15 protein-coding genes are annotated in these 15,455 nt (G+C 73.0%); 12 read left to right on the top strand and 3 right to left on the bottom strand.

Annotation, left to right across the window (positions count from 1 at the left end; genetic code table 11):
- The first annotated feature begins 79 nt into the window (after positions 1-79).
- Positions 80-751: a histidine phosphatase family protein gene (locus tag VGD85_RS01720; protein ID WP_331061725.1), complete on the top strand. Its 672-nt coding sequence runs from the start codon at positions 80-82 to the stop codon at positions 749-751.
- Positions 752-773: 22 nt separating this feature from the next.
- Here the strand turns inward: VGD85_RS01720 and VGD85_RS01715 are convergent, their stop codons facing one another.
- The 3 genes from VGD85_RS01715 to VGD85_RS01705 all read right to left on the bottom strand — a co-directional run bounded on the left by VGD85_RS01715 (position 774) and on the right by VGD85_RS01705 (position 3,937).
- Positions 774-1,826 carry a hypothetical protein gene (locus tag VGD85_RS01715; protein WP_331061724.1) on the bottom strand — a complete coding sequence of 351 codons (1,053 nt, stop codon included), beginning with the start codon at positions 1,824-1,826 and terminating at the stop codon, positions 774-776.
- A 140-nt stretch (positions 1,827-1,966) separates the two neighbouring features.
- On the bottom strand, positions 1,967-3,232 hold the full coding sequence (locus tag VGD85_RS01710) for an alpha/beta fold hydrolase (protein ID WP_331061723.1): 1,266 nt from the start codon (positions 3,230-3,232) through the stop codon (positions 1,967-1,969).
- Between the two features lie 6 nt (positions 3,233-3,238).
- Complete coding sequence (locus VGD85_RS01705) at positions 3,239-3,937, bottom strand: RDD family protein (protein WP_331061722.1); 699 nt, start codon at positions 3,935-3,937, stop codon at positions 3,239-3,241.
- A gap of 107 nt (positions 3,938-4,044) precedes the next feature.
- Between VGD85_RS01705 and VGD85_RS01700 the strand changes: the two genes are divergently transcribed.
- The 11 genes from VGD85_RS01700 to VGD85_RS01650 form a co-directional block, all read left to right on the top strand.
- A complete protein-coding gene (locus tag VGD85_RS01700; RefSeq protein ID WP_331061721.1) occupies positions 4,045-4,650 on the top strand; it encodes a PadR family transcriptional regulator in 606 nt (201 codons plus the stop codon).
- Positions 4,647-4,796, top strand: coding sequence for a hypothetical protein (locus VGD85_RS01695; RefSeq protein ID WP_331061720.1), 150 nt, complete (start codon positions 4,647-4,649; stop codon positions 4,794-4,796). The genes VGD85_RS01700 and VGD85_RS01695 overlap by 4 nt, the downstream gene beginning before the upstream one ends.
- The gene (locus VGD85_RS01690) at positions 4,793-5,527 is read left to right on the top strand and encodes an ABC transporter ATP-binding protein (protein ID WP_331061719.1); all 735 of its coding nucleotides are present in this window, start codon (positions 4,793-4,795) and stop codon (positions 5,525-5,527) included. The genes VGD85_RS01695 and VGD85_RS01690 overlap by 4 nt, the downstream gene beginning before the upstream one ends.
- Positions 5,524-8,115: an FtsX-like permease family protein gene (locus tag VGD85_RS01685; RefSeq protein WP_331061718.1), complete on the top strand. Its 2,592-nt coding sequence runs from the start codon at positions 5,524-5,526 to the stop codon at positions 8,113-8,115. Before VGD85_RS01690 ends, VGD85_RS01685 begins: the two co-directional genes overlap by 4 nt.
- A 106-nt stretch (positions 8,116-8,221) precedes the next feature.
- Positions 8,222-8,785, top strand: a complete 564-nt coding sequence (locus VGD85_RS01680; protein ID WP_331061717.1) for a TetR/AcrR family transcriptional regulator — start codon at positions 8,222-8,224, stop codon at positions 8,783-8,785.
- Positions 8,782-9,588 (top strand): TIGR03084 family metal-binding protein, encoded by an 807-nt coding sequence (locus VGD85_RS01675; protein WP_331061716.1) that lies wholly within the window; start codon positions 8,782-8,784, stop codon positions 9,586-9,588. The genes VGD85_RS01680 and VGD85_RS01675 overlap by 4 nt, the downstream gene beginning before the upstream one ends.
- Positions 9,585-11,336 carry an acyclic terpene utilization AtuA family protein gene (locus tag VGD85_RS01670; protein WP_331061715.1) on the top strand — a complete coding sequence of 584 codons (1,752 nt, stop codon included), beginning with the start codon at positions 9,585-9,587 and terminating at the stop codon, positions 11,334-11,336. The genes VGD85_RS01675 and VGD85_RS01670 overlap by 4 nt, the downstream gene beginning before the upstream one ends.
- The gene (locus VGD85_RS01665) at positions 11,336-12,457 is read left to right on the top strand and encodes an acyl-CoA dehydrogenase family protein (protein ID WP_331061714.1); all 1,122 of its coding nucleotides are present in this window, start codon (positions 11,336-11,338) and stop codon (positions 12,455-12,457) included. Before VGD85_RS01670 ends, VGD85_RS01665 begins: the two co-directional genes overlap by 1 nt.
- Positions 12,454-12,906, top strand: coding sequence for an SRPBCC family protein (locus VGD85_RS01660; protein ID WP_331061713.1), 453 nt, complete (start codon positions 12,454-12,456; stop codon positions 12,904-12,906). Before VGD85_RS01665 ends, VGD85_RS01660 begins: the two co-directional genes overlap by 4 nt.
- Positions 12,903-14,552 carry an acyl-CoA carboxylase subunit beta gene (locus VGD85_RS01655; protein ID WP_331061712.1) on the top strand — a complete coding sequence of 550 codons (1,650 nt, stop codon included), beginning with the start codon at positions 12,903-12,905 and terminating at the stop codon, positions 14,550-14,552. Before VGD85_RS01660 ends, VGD85_RS01655 begins: the two co-directional genes overlap by 4 nt.
- Before the next feature lie 121 nt (positions 14,553-14,673).
- Positions 14,674-15,455: biotin carboxylase N-terminal domain-containing protein (locus VGD85_RS01650; RefSeq protein ID WP_331061711.1), on the top strand; the 782-nt coding region annotated here is incomplete at its 3' end.

The raw sequence follows: 15,455 nt of genomic DNA, 5'->3' as shown, positions 1-15,455 counted from the left end.
CTGAGGACGGTCCCTAGCCCGTTCTCAGGCACACGACCCGACAGGTGGCTCCGCGTCGCCGCACCCTAGGTTGATCGGCATGGGTGTGGTGCTGCTGGTCCGGCACGGGCAGGCGTCCTTCGGCGCCGACGACTACGACGTGCTGTCCGAGACCGGGTGGGAGCAGGGCCGGCGGTTGGGCACCTGGCTGGCCGAGCGCGGCGTCGCGCCGACCCGGATCCGCACCGGCGGGATGCGCCGGCACCGCGAGACCGCCGAGGCGGTCGCCGCCGCGGCCGGCTGGGAGCACGAGGTCCAGGTCGACCTCGGCTGGGACGAGTTCGACCACCTCGGTGTGGTGGCGGCCTACCCCGATCGCCCCGAGGGCGAGCTCGACCGCCGCGAGTTCCAGCGGGTCTTTGAGCTCGCGACGCAGCGGTGGACCGCGGGCGGGTACGACGCGGACTACCCCGAGTCGTGGCGCGGGTTCGTCCGACGGGTGCGCGAGGCCCTCGACCGCGCCTGCGCGGACGCCGGGCCGGGCGGCACCGTCGTCGTGGTCAGCTCCGGGGGGCCGATCGCCGCCGCGTGCGCGGCCCTGGTCGACCCCGACGGCGACGACCCGGCCACCTACGCGCGGCTGTGGAGCCGCTTCAACACCGTGGTCGTGAACTCCTCGGTGACCCGCGTGGTGGTCGGCTCGACCGGCGCGCGGCTGCTGTCGTTCAACGAGCACCCTCACCTCGAGGGCGCGTCGCTCACCTACCGCTGACGCGCGCCGGTCCCCGGCTCGGTCAGGTCGTGGCGGGTGTGCTCCCGGTCCGCCAGGTGATCAGCACGCCCGCTCCACCCAGCAGGAGCAGCGCTGCGCCGCCACCGATCATGAACCAGACGATCGGCTCGAACGAGACGGGCTTGAGCGTCTCGTAGTTGTCCAGGGAGCTGTCGAACCTCGCGACCATGTCCTGGAACCGCCCCAACGAGTCCGGCAGTGCGGCGAGGGCGGCGGTCGTGGCCGGGAAGTTCTGCGCGAAGAAGGTGTTCAGCTCCTCGGGCGACATCTGCAGCCGGGCCGCCAGGTCCGGCATCATGCTCTGCTGCATCTCCGTGCCCATCGCCGAGAGCGTGGCGAGGGAGCCCGAGGCCTGGGTGATCAGCTCCTGGTTGTACACCGGGTCGAGGTTCTCGTTCATGGTGTCGGCCGAGGCGGCCTTGTCCGGCATGCCCAAGGCGAGGGGCGCCGCGATCAGCAGCGCACCGACGACGGTCGCGGCGACGGCGCTCCCGCGCGGCCGGTACCAGACCCAGACGCCGAGCCCCGCCGCCAGCACGCCGACGGTCAACAGCGACCACGGGACCGACGTGGCGGGCACGGACTCGGTCGGGATGGCATCGGCGTCGGCGAAGTACGGACGCTGTTCGTCGAGCGTGGCCACGAGCGAGGTGAAGCTCGGCGTGATCTGCGGGACCGCGGCGAGCCCGGCCGTGACGTCGGGGTACTGCTCGGCCATCATCGTGGAGAACTCGTCGGCGGACATGCCGAGCTGCTGGGCCAGCGCGGGCAGCATCTCGGTCTGGATCTCGGACCCGGCCGCGGCCAGGGTGTCGATGTCCTGCTGATCGGTCCGCAGCGCCTGCTGGGTCATGATCGGACGGAAGTCGTCGGTCAGCCGGTCGAACGCGGGGCCGACGTTGACGAGGTTGGCGGCCAAGGTGACCGTGACGAACCCGGCGCCGAGGAGCACCAGGAGACCCGCGGCGACCCGGTGCGGCCAGCCGAAGGCGAGTTCTTGCCGGCTGATCGCCGGTCGGTGGAGGTGGGCATGAACTGTGGGAGTTGCGGCCATCGTCGTCTCCTGTCTCGCCGCAAGGACGGGAGCCCGTCGCTCGATCAGCATCAGGGCGCCACAAGGCATGGTCGGCGCGCCCTCCGGCGGCGACGCCAGAGGACTACGTCCCGAGACCGTGGAGGAGAAGTGCCCGGCTGCTACCGCCCGGCCATCTCGATCAGCCGCGGCAGGATCCGCCCGGCGTCGGCGCGGAGCCCGTCGTGCTCCCACTCGTTGGTGACCCAGGTCCGCACGTTGCCGACGCGCCGGGCGGTGTCCAGCGACAGCTCGGCATCGACGTACATGTCGTCGAAGTAGACGATCGCCGCGACCGGCACCTCGTTGGCCGCGAGCCGGTCGAGGTCGTAGAGCGCCGGCCAGTCGTCGTACGCCGCCAGCAGGTCGGCCGCCCCGCGGAACGGCCGCAGCGCCGCGATCTCCTCGAACATCCAGGGGAACATCGTCTCGCCGGTGAGCAGCAGCGGGTCGGCGTCGGCGGCGAAATCCGGCCGCTGCTCGATCGCGCGTTGCGCCGCCCACGCCGTGGGCGCCATGCCGGGCTGGCCGTAGGTGAACTCCTGCAGCACCCCGATCGGGGTGTCCACCCATCCGGTCATCGCCATCACTGCGTGCCGGAACCCGTCGGCCAGCTCGGCACCGTGCCAGGCCTCCTCGAGCAGCCAGTGCACGCGGTCGTAGCCGTCGCTCATCCCGAACGCCATCCCGAGCGTCCGCAGCCGGCGTGCGGTCAGCCGGTCGCCGTCGGGCAGCCGCACGTCGTGCTCGTCGAGGTGGTCCGCGATCGCGCGCAGCCGCTCGGCGTCGCCGGGGTGCCGGGCATGGAACTCGGCGTTCTTGCGGGCGATCCGCGGGAACGTCCGCGCGTAGACGTCGTCGGCCGTGGCGGTGAGGCCCGGCAGCCCGCCGGTGACGTAGCAGGCCCGCAGTGCCTCCGGCGCGCGCGACAGGTAGGTCATCGTCACGAACCCGCCGTAGCTCTGCCCCAGCGTCTCCCACGGCTGGCCGCCGGCGACACGGCGCCGCAGCATTTCGGCGTCGTCGACGATCGCGTCGGCTCGGAAGTGGCGCAGGTACGCCGCGAGCTCGGGGTCCGGCATCCCCGCGACGGTCCGCGCGGTGATCGGCGTGCTGCGGCCGGTGCCGCGCTGGTCGAGCAGCAGCACCCGGTGGGTCTGCGCGGCGTGCCACACCCAGGCGTCGCCGGCACCGCTGCCGGGCCGGGGTGACTTGCCGCCCGGTCCGCCCTGCAGGAACAGCAGCCACGGCAGGTCCTCGCCCGCTCGGTCGGCGGCGACCGCCTCGCGCGCGAACACCTCGATCGTCGGCCCGTCCGGGTCCGCGTGGTCGAGCGGCGCCTCGACGACGTGGTCGGTCAGGCGCACGCCCCGGACGACGGTGGCCATGCGCGCCTACCGCACCTGGGACTTGGGTTGGTTGACGACGACGGAGCTGAGGATCTTGTCCGCGAACGTCTGCCGCTTGGCGTCCCACAACGGCCACAGCCAGCCCAGGTAGCAGGCCAGGCTGTCGAGGAAGTGCAGCAGGTAGCGCACGAACGACATGCCGCCACCGATCGGCTGCCCGTCCCGCTCGCCGATCAGCCGGATGCCGACGATGCCCTTGCCGAGGCTGTAGCCGGTGCGACCCTGCCGCAGGCAGGTGTTCCAGATGAAGAACGCCAGCGGCAGCAGGAACAGCACCGCCCCGAGGATCACCAGCGGCGTGCCCGCGTTGTCCCACTCGCCGGTGGTGTGGCTGACGCCCGCGGAGTCGGTGTAGGTCTCCATGTCCTTGCTGCCGACGGCCATGCCGGCGAAGAACAGGCCGTAGGCCGGCAGCGAGACCAGCAGCGTGAACAGGCTGTCGAGCAGGTAGCCGCCGACCCGCTTGCCCCAGTGGGCGTAGTCGTAGGCAGGGACGGGCGTGCCGTAGGGCTGCCCGTACGGCGGCTGCTGACCGTAGGGCTGCTGCCCGTACGGCGGCGGCGCGGGCTGGCCGTACGGCGGCGGCGCGGGCTGGCCATAGGGCGGGGGCGCGGGCTGCGCGGAGGGCGGCGGCGGACCGTAGGGGTTGGCGGAGGGGTCCTGGGGGTTCCCGGAGTCGGACATGGCCCACAGCGTAGTGACGCGCGGTCGCCGCTGGGGTGCATACGTGGTATACATACCCGGTATCCACCGCCACGGGGGTCGGTGGCACACCTCGCCGGGGAGGCGCGATGTCGGTCAGGCAGGCACTGTTGGCGCTGCTGGAGCAGGGGCCGATGTACGGCTACCAGCTGCGCGCCGAGTTCGAGCGGCGCACCGGCCAGACCTGGCCGCTCAACGTCGGGCAGGTCTACACGACCCTGACCCGGCTCGAGCGCGACGGGCTGGTCGAGGGCACCGGCGCGGACGCCGAGGGCCACGTCGTCTATCGCGCCACCCCGGCGGGTCGCGAGGAGGTCGCGACCTGGTTCACCACCCCGGTCGCGCGCACCCAGCCCCCGCGCGACGAGCTCGCGATCAAGCTCGCGCTCGCGGTGACGGTCCCCGGCGTCGATGTCGGCACGGTCATCCAGCAGCAGCGCTCGGCGACGATGGCCGCGCTGCAGGACTACACCCGGCTCAAGCGCCGCGGGCCCGACGCCGGGGAGTCGACCGACCGCGCCGACCTGGCGTGGGGCCTGGTCCTGGACTCCCTCGTGTTCGGCGCCGAGGCCGAGATCCGGTGGCTCGACCACTGCGAGGCGCGGCTGCGCCGGGCCGCCCTGGACCGGCCGGCGGCCACCGCGGCGGGCGAGGTCGCCGCCGTCCGCGACGAGAACGGGGAGGTCGTGCGATGAGGGCGACGTTCGACCTCGAGCACGCCCACCGGCTGCGCGAGTCCGAGACCGAGTGGCTGCGCCAGAGCGCGGCGCGGATCCGGGCCGCCCACGCCTGCGGCAGGCAGGAGCGCGAGCTCCTCGAGACCGCGGAGGACGCCCGATGAGTGCCCCGGTGAGCGCGGTGCTCCACCTCGACGCGGTGACCCGGATCCATGGCGAGGGCGAGACCGAGGTCCGGGCCCTGCGGGAGGTCTCGTTCTCGGCCTCCGCGGGCGAGCTGGTCGCGGTGATGGGTCCCTCGGGGTCGGGCAAGTCGACGCTGCTGACGCTGGCCGGCGGCCTGGACACCCCCACCTCCGGCACGGTGTCGGTCGAGGGCACCGACCTCGCCACGCTCGGCAGCACCGGCCGGGCGCGGATGCGGCGTACGTCGATCGGCTACGTCTTCCAGGACTTCAACCTGATCCCGGCGCTGTCGGCGGTCGAGAACGTCGCGCTGCCGCTCGAGCTCGACGGCGTACGCACCCGGACCGCGCGGGCCCGGGCCCGGCAGGCGCTCGAGGAGGTCGGCATCGCCGACCTCGCCGACCGGTTCCCCGACCACATGTCCGGCGGTCAGCAGCAGCGGGTCGCGATCGCGCGCGCGGTCGTCGGGGAGCGGCGGCTGATCCTGGCCGACGAGCCCACCGGCGCCCTCGACAGCGAGACCGGCGAGGACGTCCTGCGGCTGCTGCGGGCGCGCTGCGACGCCGGCGCCGCCGGGGTCCTCGTCACCCACGAGGCACGTCACGCCGCGTGGGCCGACCGGGTCGTGTTCCTGCGCGACGGCATCGTCGTCGACGTGACCGGCGCGGACCCCGCCGAGTCGCTGCTCGAGTCGGGCGCCTCCCGGTGAACCGGCTCTCCGCGTGGCGGCTGGCCCTCCGGGTCGCCGCCCGCGAGGCCCTGCGGGCCAAGGGGCGCTCGGTGCTGGTGATCGTGATGATCGCGCTGCCCGTGCTCGCGGTCACCGCGGCCGACGTGCTGATCCGCACCCAGGACGTCAGCGGCGTGGAGTCACTCGACCGCCGCCTCGGCGCCGCCTCGGCCCAGGTGAGCGTGCCGGCGGAGGGCCGTCCGATGATCCAGGCCTTCGATCCCTGGGACGGGAGCTCGACCGACGGCCGCAAGCAGGATCCGCCGACCGCCGCCGAGGTCTCGGCGGTGCTGGGTGGCGCCCGGCTGGTCGAGCAGCGGGCCGGAGGCGTCGACGTGCGCACCGAGAGCGGAGTCGGCTGGGCGGAGGCCCTCGAGGTCGACCTCGCGGACCCCGTCGCGGCCGGCCTCGTCGACCTGACGTCCGGCCGGCTGCCGGGTGATGCCGGTGAGGTCGTGGTCAACCAGGCCCTCCTCGACAAGGGCTATGCCGTCGGCGACCGGCTCGAGCTGGGGGGCAAGGACGCCCCCACGCCGGTCATCGTGGGCGCGGCGGAGTCCGCGACCGTGCGCAGCACGCCCGCGGTCGCCGGGCCGGTCGGCAGCCTCGGCCTCGAGCGGGACTACGCGGGCGCCAGCTGGCTGGTCGCCGGCGGACCGGTCTCCTGGGCCACCGTGGAACGGCTCAATGCCCTCGGGGCGGTCGTCCTCTCCCGGGCGGTGGTCGCAGACCCGCCGCCCGACTCCGAGATCCCCGAGGAGATCCGCGCCTGGAGCAGCGGCTCCGACGACGGGTACGTCGCCGCGGTCGTGCTCATCGTGGTGATGGCGCTGCTCGAGGTCGTGCTGCTGGCCGGGCCGGCGTTCGCCGTGAGTGCCCGGCGGCAGGCGCGCAGCCTGGCGCTGATGGCGGTCGCGGGCGGGACGCCGGCCCAGGCGCGCCGGGTGGTGCTCGCCGGCGGCTTGGTGCTCGGTGGCGTTGCGGCAGTGCTCGGGGTCGCGCTGGGGATCGGGCTCGGCTGGGCCCTGGTCCCGGTGGTCCAGCGCTGGTCGACCACCTGGTTCGGGCCGTTCGACGTGCCGTGGCTGCATCTGCTCGGCATCGCCGGGTTCGGACTGGTCAGCGCCGTGCTGGCCGCCGCGGTCCCGGCCTGGATCGCGTCGCGGCACGACGTCGTCGCGGTCCTCGCCGGCCGCCGGGCCGACCGCCCGGTGTCGCTGCGCTCACCGCTGCTCGGCGTCGCGCTGCTGGGCGCCGGCGTCGCCGGGTCGGCGTACGGCGCCCATGCCCAGAACGGCGAGTTCGTCATCGCGGGCTCGGCGGTCGTCGCGGTCCTGGGGATGATCTCGCTCGTCCCCCTCGTCGTCGTCGGCCTGAGCCGGGTCTCCGGCCGACTCCCGCTCGCGATGCGCTATGCCGCCCGCGATGCCGCGCGGCACCGCACCCGCACCGTGCCGGCTGTGGCCGCGGTCGCCGCGACCGTCGCCGGGGTGGTCGCGCTCGGCATCTCGGTCACGAGCGACGAGGCGGAGAACGAGGCGACGTACAGCCAGCAGCTCCCGATGGGGATCGCCGCCGTCACCGACTACCGCCGGCACCCGGACTGGGACAGGCTCGCGGTCGCGGTCGAGCGTGAGGCGCCCGGCGTCCCGGTCCGGCGGGTCACCGGCACCACCGGGGCGGTCGAGCTCACCGCCCGCCGCGACGGCGAGCCGCTGGAGCTGGATGTCTACGGCGGACCCCTGGCGTCGGCGATCCTCGTCGACGACGGCGACGGCGTCGCGCGACTGCCCGGCGTCCCGGCTGAGGACGTGACAGAGGCGACCCGTGCCCTCGCGGCCGGCGGCGCGGTCGTCTTCACCACCGGCGCCTCCGGCGCGGGGGACGTGCAGCTCGCTGCGGTCGACTACGAGGGACCCGGGCGGCCCGCGCGCGTCCGGGTGGCCGCAGAGGCGCTCACGATCCACGTCGGGGACACGGCCTACGGTCCCCGCGCGGTGCTCTCGCCCGAGGTGGCCGCGGGGCTCGGCCTGCGGACCGACACGGTCGGGCTGGTCTTCGACGCTGCCGACCTCTCCGACGAGATCACGACCGACATCTCCGAGGCCGTCTCGGCCGCCTCGCCGCAGGCCGGGTTCTACGTCGAGCGCGGCTACCAGGCCCGGGAAGAGACCGTGATCATCCAACTGGTCCTGGCCGGCCTCGGCGCCGTGCTCATGCTCGGCGGCACGCTGACCGCGACGTTCCTGGCCCTGTCCGACGCCCGCCCCGACCTCGCGACCCTGTCGGCGGTGGGGGCCTCGCCGCGTCGCCGCCGGGCGATCGCGGCGGCCTACGCCCTGGTCGTCGGGCTGGTCGGCGCCGTGCTCGGCGCCGCGGTGGGGTTCATCCCCGGCATCGCGATCACCTACCCGCTCACGGCGCCGGACTACTCCGACACCGGGCCCTTCCTCGACGTCCCCTGGCTGCTCGTCGGTGGCGTGGTCCTCGCCCTCCCGCTGCTGACCGCCCTGGTCGTCGGGGTGAGCGCCCGCTCCCGGCTGCCGCTGGTGTCCCGACTGGACTGAGAGACACAAAAAGTCAGTCTTGACTGTTTGTTGTTGAGCCCGCCATGCTGTGCCGGTGACGACGGCAGGCAGCACACGAGTCCCTCAGGAGGAGCGGACCCGGCTGATGCGCGCTCGCCTCCTGGAGGCGACGGTCGAGTGCCTGGTCGAGCGCGGCTTCGCCGGCACGTCGACCACGCTGGTCTCCGAGCGCGCGGGGGTGAGCCGCGGGGCGCAGCTGCACCACTTCCCGACCAAGAACGACCTGGTCGTCGCCGCGGTCGAGCACCTCACCGAGAAGCGGGCCGCGGAGCTCGCGACCGCGGCGGCCGCGCTGCCGACCGGCCGCCGGCGCACGCGTGCGGTGCTGCAGATGCTCGGCGACCACTTCACCGGCCCGGTGTTCACCGCCGCGCTCGAGCTCTGGGTCGCCGCGCGCACCGACGAGGCGCTGATGAACGCCGTCGGCCCGCTCGAGCAGCGGGTCGGCCGCGAGACCCACCGGATGACCGTCGAGCTGCTCGGCGCCGACGAAGCCGTCCCGGGCACCCGCGAGCTCGTCCAGGCCACCCTCGACCTGGTCCGCGGCCTGGGCCTGGCCAACACGATCACCGACGACGCCCGCCGCCGCGGGCGGATCCTCGACCGCTGGGCCGACGTGCTCGACCAGCACCTCAAGGAGACCGCATGACCTCCGGCAACCTGCTCGACGACCTCCTCGACGACCTCCAGGCCGAGGGCGACCGGCTCTGGAACGCCGTCGCCGGCCTCGACGACGACGGCTGGCTGACGCCGACGCCCGCGCCCGGCTGGACGGTCGCGACCCAGGTCGCGCACCTGCTCTGGACCGACGAGGTCGCGGTGCTCGCGGCCGGTGCCCGTACCCCCGAGGGCAAGCAGGCCTGGGACGCGGTCGTGCTCGAGGCGATCGAGGACCCCACCGGCTACGTCGACGCCCAGGCGATGGAGGTGGCTCGGCTGCGGCCCGAGGCGATGCTCGCACGCTGGGGCACCGCCCGCGCCGCGCTGCGGGAGGCGCTGCGGGACTACCCGGCGGGGGAGAAGATGCCGTGGTTCGGCCCGCCGATGTCGCCGGCGTCGATGGCGACCGCGCGGTTCATGGAGACCTGGGCGCACGCCCTCGACGTGTACGACGCCCTCGAGATGCGCCCCGAACGTACCGACCGGGTGCGGCACGTCGTGCACCTCGGCGTACGCACCCGCAACTTCGCGTTCTCGGTGCACGGGCTCGACGCACCGGCCGAGGAGTTCCGCATCGAGCTCACCGCGCCGTCGGGCGGCCTCTGGACATGGGGCCCGGAGGACGCCGCACAGTCGGTGCGCGGCGCGGCGTACGACTTCTGCCTGCTGGTGACCCAGCGCGTGCACCGCGACGACACCGACCTGGTCGCGACCGGGGCCGACGCCGAGCAGTGGCTGGCCATCGCGCAGGCGTTCGCCGGGCCGGCGGGCGAGGGGAGGCGGAAGCGATGAGTGGTTTCGAGACAGGCGCAGAACGCCTTCCTCAACCACCGGTCCGGATCGGGAACTGCTCGGGGTTCTACGGCGACCGGCTCTCGGCGATGCGGGAGATGCTCGAGGGCGGACCGCTCGACGTCCTCACCGGCGACTACCTGGCCGAGCTGACCATGCTCATCCTCGGCAAGGACACGATGAAGGATCCGGCGCTCGGCTACGCCAAGACGCACCTGCGCCAGCTCGAGGACGCCCTCGGGCTCGCGCTCGAGCGCGGCGTGCGGATCGTCAGCAACGCGGGCGGGCTCAACCCCGCCGGCCTCGCCGACCGGATCCGCGAGGTCGCCCGCGGCCTCGGCCTCGACCCGCAGGTCGCCCACATCGAGGGCGACGACCTGCGCCCGGTCGCCTCGGAGCTCGGGCTCAGCGAGGGCGCGCTGACCGCCAACGCCTACCTCGGCGGCTTCGGCATCGCGGCCGCGCTGGCCGCCGGCGCCGACGTGGTCGTCACCGGTCGGGTCACCGACGCGAGCCTGGTGGTCGGACCCGCGGTCGCGCACCACGGCTGGACGCCGACGTCGTACGACGAGCTCGCCGGCGCCGTCGTCGCCGGCCACGTGCTCGAGTGCGGCACCCAGGCCACCGGCGGCAACTTCTCGGGCTTCCGCAGCCTGCCCCACGACGGCCGGCCGCTGGGCTTCCCGCTCGCCGAGCTCGCCGCCGACGGCTCGAGCGTGATCACCAAGCACCCCGGCACGGGCGGCGCGGTCACGGTCGACACCGTCACCGCGCAGCTCATGTACGAGATCCAGGGCACCCGCTACCTCAACCCCGACGTGACCACGCTCCTCGACACGATCTCGCTGGCCGAGGTCGGGCACGACCGGGTGGAGATCAGCGGGGTGCGCGGCGAGGCGCCGCCCGAGCGGCTCAAGGTGTGCGTCAACGCGCTGGGCGGGTTCCGCAACACCGTGGAGTTCGTGCTGACCGGCCTGGACATCGAGGCCAAGGCCGACTGGGTGCGCGAGCAGCTCGCCCCCGCGCTGACCGCCCGCGAGGTCCACTGGAGCCTGGCCGCGATCCCGCCGCCCGACGCCGACACCGAGGAGGGCGCGTCCAGCCTGCTGCGCTGCACGGTGATGGACGACCGGCCCGACCCGGTCGGCCGCGGCTTCACCGGCGCGGCGGTCGAGCTCGCGCTCGCGTCGTACCCCGGCTTCACGATGACCGCCCCGCCCGCGCAGCCCACGCCGTACGGCGTCTACCGCGCGGAGTACGTCGACCGCGACGCGGTCACCCACACGGTCGTGCACGCCGACGGCCGCCGCGAGGTGATCGCCGACCCACCCGAGCTCGCCGACCCCGACCAGGACGCCGGTCGGCGGCCCTCGCCGTTCCCGGCGCCCACGGACTCGCTGACCCGCCGGGTGCCGCTCGGCACGTTCGTCCACGCGCGCTCCGGCGACAAGGGCGGCGACGCCAACCTCGGGCTGTGGGTCGTCAACGACGGCTCGGGCAAGTACGACGCCCGCGTGACCTGGCTGGCGAAGCTGATCACGCCGCGCAAGATCCGCGAGCTCGTGCCCGAGGCGGCCGACCTCGAGGTCGAGGTCTTCGTGCTGCCGAACCTCGGCGGTGTCAACGTCTTGATCCGCGGCCTGCTCGGCGCCGGCGTCGCCGCGTCGACCCGGTTCGACCCGCAGGCCAAGGGCCTCGGCGAGTGGGTGCGGTCCCGGATGGTCAACGTTCAAGAAGGGCTGCTCTGATGAGTGCGATCCGTGAGCTGGGGGCGGAGTTCGTCCGCCGCGAGGTGGCGCCCCACCTCCAGGAGTGGGAGGACGCCGGCGAGATCCCGCGCGGGCTGCACCTCGCGGCCGCCAAGCAGGGCCTGCTCGGCATCTCGTTCCCCGAGGCGGTCGGCGGCGAGGGCGGCGACGTCCTCGACACCATCGACCTGCAGGAAGCCATGTTCGAGGCCGGTGCGTCCAGCGGCCTGATGGCAGGGCTGTTCACCGGCGGCATCGCGCTGCCGCACATCGCCGCGCACGGATCGCCCGACCTGGTCGACCGGTTCGTCCGGCCCACGCTGGCCGGGGAGAAGATCGGGGCGCTCGGCGTCACCGAGCCCGGCGGCGGCTCCGACGTGGCCGGGCTGCGCACGACCGCCGTACGCCGCGGCGACGTCTACGTCGTCAACGGCGCCAAGACGTTCATCACCAGCGGGGTGCGCGCCGACTTCGTCACCACCGCGGTCCGCACCGGCGAGGCGGGCCACGCGGGCCTGTCGCTGCTGGTGATCGAGAAGGGCACGCCCGGATTCACCGTCGACCGGTCGCTGGCCAAGATGGGCTGGCACTGCTCCGACACCGCCGAGCTGTCGTTCGTCGACGTCGAGGTGCCGGTCGCCAACCTGGTCGGTGAGGAGAACGCCGGCTTCTACTACATCGCCGAGCAGTTCGTGGTCGAGCGGCTGGCGCTGGCCGTGCACGCCTACGGCATCGCCGCCCGGTCGCTCGAGCTGACCACGGCGTACTGCCGCGACCGGGAGACGTTCGGCAAGCCGCTGATCGCCAACCAGGTGGTGCGTCACAAGCTCGTCGAGATGCGGCGGCAGGTCGAGGTGGCCCGGACCTACACCCGCGAGGTGGCCCGCCGGCACGCGGCCGGCGAGAGCGTCATCGCCGCGGTGTGCCTGGCCAAGCAGACCGCGTGCGACGCCGCGACCTATGTCTGCGACCAGGCCGTCCAGCTGCACGGCGGGACGGGATACATGCACGGGACCGAGGTCGAGCGGCACTACCGCGACGCCCGGATCCTGCCGATCGGAGGAGGTGCGACCGAGGTGCTGACTGATCTCGCCGCGAAGCTGCTGGGGTACACGCGATGAGGGGCGAGGTCTCGCTCCGCATGGACGCGCCGCCGGAGAAGGTGTGGGCGCTGGTCAGCGACGTCACCCGGATCGGGGAGTTCTCACCCGAGACGTTCGAGGCGCGGTGGACCCGCGGCTCGACCGGCCCCGAGGTCGGCGCGTACTTCAAGGGCCACGTGAAGCGCAACGGCGTGGGTCCGACGTACTGGACCCCGTGCCAGGTGACGAAGTGCGAGCCGAACCAGGTGTTCGAGTTCCGGGTCGGCACCGAGGAGGTCGCCGTCAACAACTGGGGTTACCGCTTGGAGCCCGACGGCGCCGGCACTCGGGTCACGGAGTACTTCCGGCTCGAGCCGAAGCTCTACCTGCGCGCCTACTGGCTGCTGCTCGGCAGGCTGCGCGGCCGCACCAACGAGAAGGGGATGCGCACCACCTTGGAGCGGATGAAGAAGGTCGTGGAGGCATGAGCGATCACCGGACGGCCATGCTGGAGAAGCTGGACGCCCTCGACACCGAGCACGCCAAGGCGGTCGCCGGCGGCGGGCCGAAGTACGTCGAGCGCCACCACGCCCGCGGCAAGCTGCTGCCCCGCGAGCGCATCGAGCTGCTCATCGACGAGGGCTCGGCGTTCCTCGAGCTCAGCCCGCTGGCGGGCTGGGGCTCGGACTTCCCCGTCGGCGCCTCGGTCGTCACCGGCATCGGCGTCATCGAGGGCGTCGAGTGCATGATCACCGCCAACGACCCGACGGTGAAGGGCGGCGCCTCCAATCCGTGGACGGTCAAGAAGATCTTCCGGGCCTCGCAGATCGCCGAGGAGAACGGCCTGCCGACCGTGTCGCTGGTCGAGTCCGGCGGTGCGGACCTGCCGACCCAGAAGGAGATCTTCATCCCGGGCGGCAAGCTGTTCCGCGACATCACCCGCGCCAGCGCTCGCAAGGAGCCGACGATCGCGCTGGTGTTCGGCAACTCCACCGCCGGTGGTGCCTACGTGCCCGGCATGTCCGACTACACGGTGATGGTCAAGGAGCAGGCCAAGGTCTTCCTCGGCGGCCCGCCGCTGGTGAAGATGGCGACCGGTGAGGAGTCCGACGACGAGTCGCTCGGCGGCGCCGAGATGCACGCGCGGATCTCCGGGCTGGCCGACTACCTCGCGGAGGACGAGCTCGACGCGATCCGGATCGGCCGGCGCATCGTCGCGCGGCTCAACTGGCGCAAGGCCACGCCGGGTCTCGATACGCTCGCTGGCGCTCACTACTCGACCAACGAAGATCGGTGGTCGAGTAGCCCGCGAGGAACGAGCGGGCGTATCGAGACCTATGCCGAGCCCGACGCGGATCCTGAGGACCTGCTGGACCTGATCCCGAGCGACCTCAAGGAGCCGTTCGACCCGCGCGAGGTGATCCGGCGCATCTGCGACGGGGTCTCCGCCACCAACGGCGCGGTCTTCGACGAGTTCAAGCCGCTGTACGGGCCGTCGCTCGTCACGGGCTGGGCGAAGATCCACGGCCGGCCGGTCGGCATCCTCGCCAACGCCCAGGGCGTGCTGTTCTCCGAGGAGGCGCAGAAGGCCACGCAGTTCGTGCAGCTGGCCAACCAGACCGACACGCCCCTGCTGTTCTTGCACAACACCACCGGCTACATGGTCGGGAAGGAGTACGAGCAGGGCGGCATCATCAAGCACGGCGCGATGATGATCAACGCGATCAGCAACTCCACCGTCCCGCACCTGAGCGTGATCATGGGAGCGTCGTACGGCGCCGGCAACTACGGCATGAACGGTCGCGCCTACGACCCGCGGTTCCTGTTCACCTGGCCCTCGGCGAAGTCCGCGGTCATGGGGCCCCAGCAGCTCGCCGGCGTGCTCGAGATCGTCGCGCGCCAGTCGGCTGAGGCGAAGGGCGAGGTGTTCGACGCCGAGGGCTTCAAGGGCATCAAGGAGATCGTCGAGGCCCAGATCGAGGAGCAGTCGTTGCCGCACTTCCTCTCGGGGATGCTCTATGACGACGGCGTCATCGACCCCCGCGACACCCGCACGATCCTGGGCATCTGCCTGTCCGTGATCGAGAACAAGCCGTACGTCGGCACCGACCGATTCGGGGTGTTCAGGCCGTGATCAAGCAACAGGTGGTTTCGAGGCTCGTCGCAAGCGCTCCTCGCACCTCAACCACCGTGGTGCGCTCGCTCCCGCCGGTTGAGGCGCGAGCTTGCGAGCCTCGAAACCAAGGGAGCCAAGAGTGATAACCCGACTCCTTGTCGCCAACCGCGCCGAGATCGCCTCGCGGGTGTTCCGCACCTGCCGCGCGCTCGGCATCGAGACCGTCGCGGTCCACTCCGACGCCGACGCCGCCCTGCCCTACGTCCGCGAGGCCGACCACGCCGTGCGGCTGCCCGGCAACGCGCCGGCCGAGACCTACCTGCGCGTCGACCTGGTGCTCGAGGCCGCGCGCCGCTCGGGCGCCGACGCGATCCACCCCGGTTACGGCTTCCTGTCCGAGAACGCCGAGTTCGCCCGGGCGGTGATCGACGCCGGTCTGACCTGGGTCGGCCCCGCGCCGGAGTCGATCGAGGCGATGGGGTCGAAGATCCGGGCCAAGGAGATCATGAAGGCCGCCGGGGTGCCGGTGCTCGAGGCGCCGGACGAGCCGACCGAGGCCGACCTCCCGCTGCTGGTCAAGGCCTCGGCAGGTGGCGGCGGCCGCGGTATGCGCATCGTGCGCACCCTGGCCGACCTGCCGGGCGAGATCGAGAAGGCGCGCGCCGAGGCGGCCTCGGCGTTCGGCGACGGCACGGTGTTCGTCGAGCCCTACGTCGAGCGAGGTCGGCACGTCGAGGTGCAGATCGTCAACACCAGTGTGTACGGCGAGCGCGACTGCTCCTTGCAGCGGCGGCACCAGAAGGTCGTCGAGGAGGCACCGGCTCCCATGCTCCCCGAGGAGGTGCGCACCGACCTCCACGACGCCGCGCGCAAGGCCGCCGAGGCGATCGGCTACCGCGGCGCCGGCACGGTGGAGTTCCT

This window comes from Nocardioides sp. (assembly GCF_036401255.1).
Taxonomy (GTDB): Bacteria; Actinomycetota; Actinomycetes; order Propionibacteriales; family Nocardioidaceae; genus Nocardioides.
This window is presented reverse-complemented; position numbering and strand designations above follow the sequence as displayed.

Bases quoted from the DNA above. Each gene is read 5' to 3' on its own strand.
- VGD85_RS01720 (WP_331061725.1), top strand. From the start codon at position 80: ATGGGTGTGGTGCTGCTGGTCCGGCACGGGCAGGCGTCCTTCGGCGCC.
- VGD85_RS01715 (WP_331061724.1), bottom strand. From the start codon at position 1,826: ATGGCCGCAACTCCCACAGTTCATGCCCACCTCCACCGACCGGCGATC.
- VGD85_RS01710 (WP_331061723.1), bottom strand. From the start codon at position 3,232: ATGGCCACCGTCGTCCGGGGCGTGCGCCTGACCGACCACGTCGTCGAG.
- VGD85_RS01705 (WP_331061722.1), bottom strand. From the start codon at position 3,937: ATGTCCGACTCCGGGAACCCCCAGGACCCCTCCGCCAACCCCTACGGT.
- VGD85_RS01700 (WP_331061721.1), top strand. From the start codon at position 4,045: ATGTCGGTCAGGCAGGCACTGTTGGCGCTGCTGGAGCAGGGGCCGATG.
- VGD85_RS01695 (WP_331061720.1), top strand. From the start codon at position 4,647: ATGAGGGCGACGTTCGACCTCGAGCACGCCCACCGGCTGCGCGAGTCC.
- VGD85_RS01690 (WP_331061719.1), top strand. From the start codon at position 4,793: ATGAGTGCCCCGGTGAGCGCGGTGCTCCACCTCGACGCGGTGACCCGG.
- VGD85_RS01680 (WP_331061717.1), top strand. From the start codon at position 8,222: ATGCGCGCTCGCCTCCTGGAGGCGACGGTCGAGTGCCTGGTCGAGCGC.
- VGD85_RS01675 (WP_331061716.1), top strand. From the start codon at position 8,782: ATGACCTCCGGCAACCTGCTCGACGACCTCCTCGACGACCTCCAGGCC.
- VGD85_RS01670 (WP_331061715.1), top strand. From the start codon at position 9,585: ATGAGTGGTTTCGAGACAGGCGCAGAACGCCTTCCTCAACCACCGGTC.
- VGD85_RS01665 (WP_331061714.1), top strand. From the start codon at position 11,336: ATGAGTGCGATCCGTGAGCTGGGGGCGGAGTTCGTCCGCCGCGAGGTG.
- VGD85_RS01660 (WP_331061713.1), top strand. From the start codon at position 12,454: ATGAGGGGCGAGGTCTCGCTCCGCATGGACGCGCCGCCGGAGAAGGTG.
- VGD85_RS01655 (WP_331061712.1), top strand. From the start codon at position 12,903: ATGAGCGATCACCGGACGGCCATGCTGGAGAAGCTGGACGCCCTCGAC.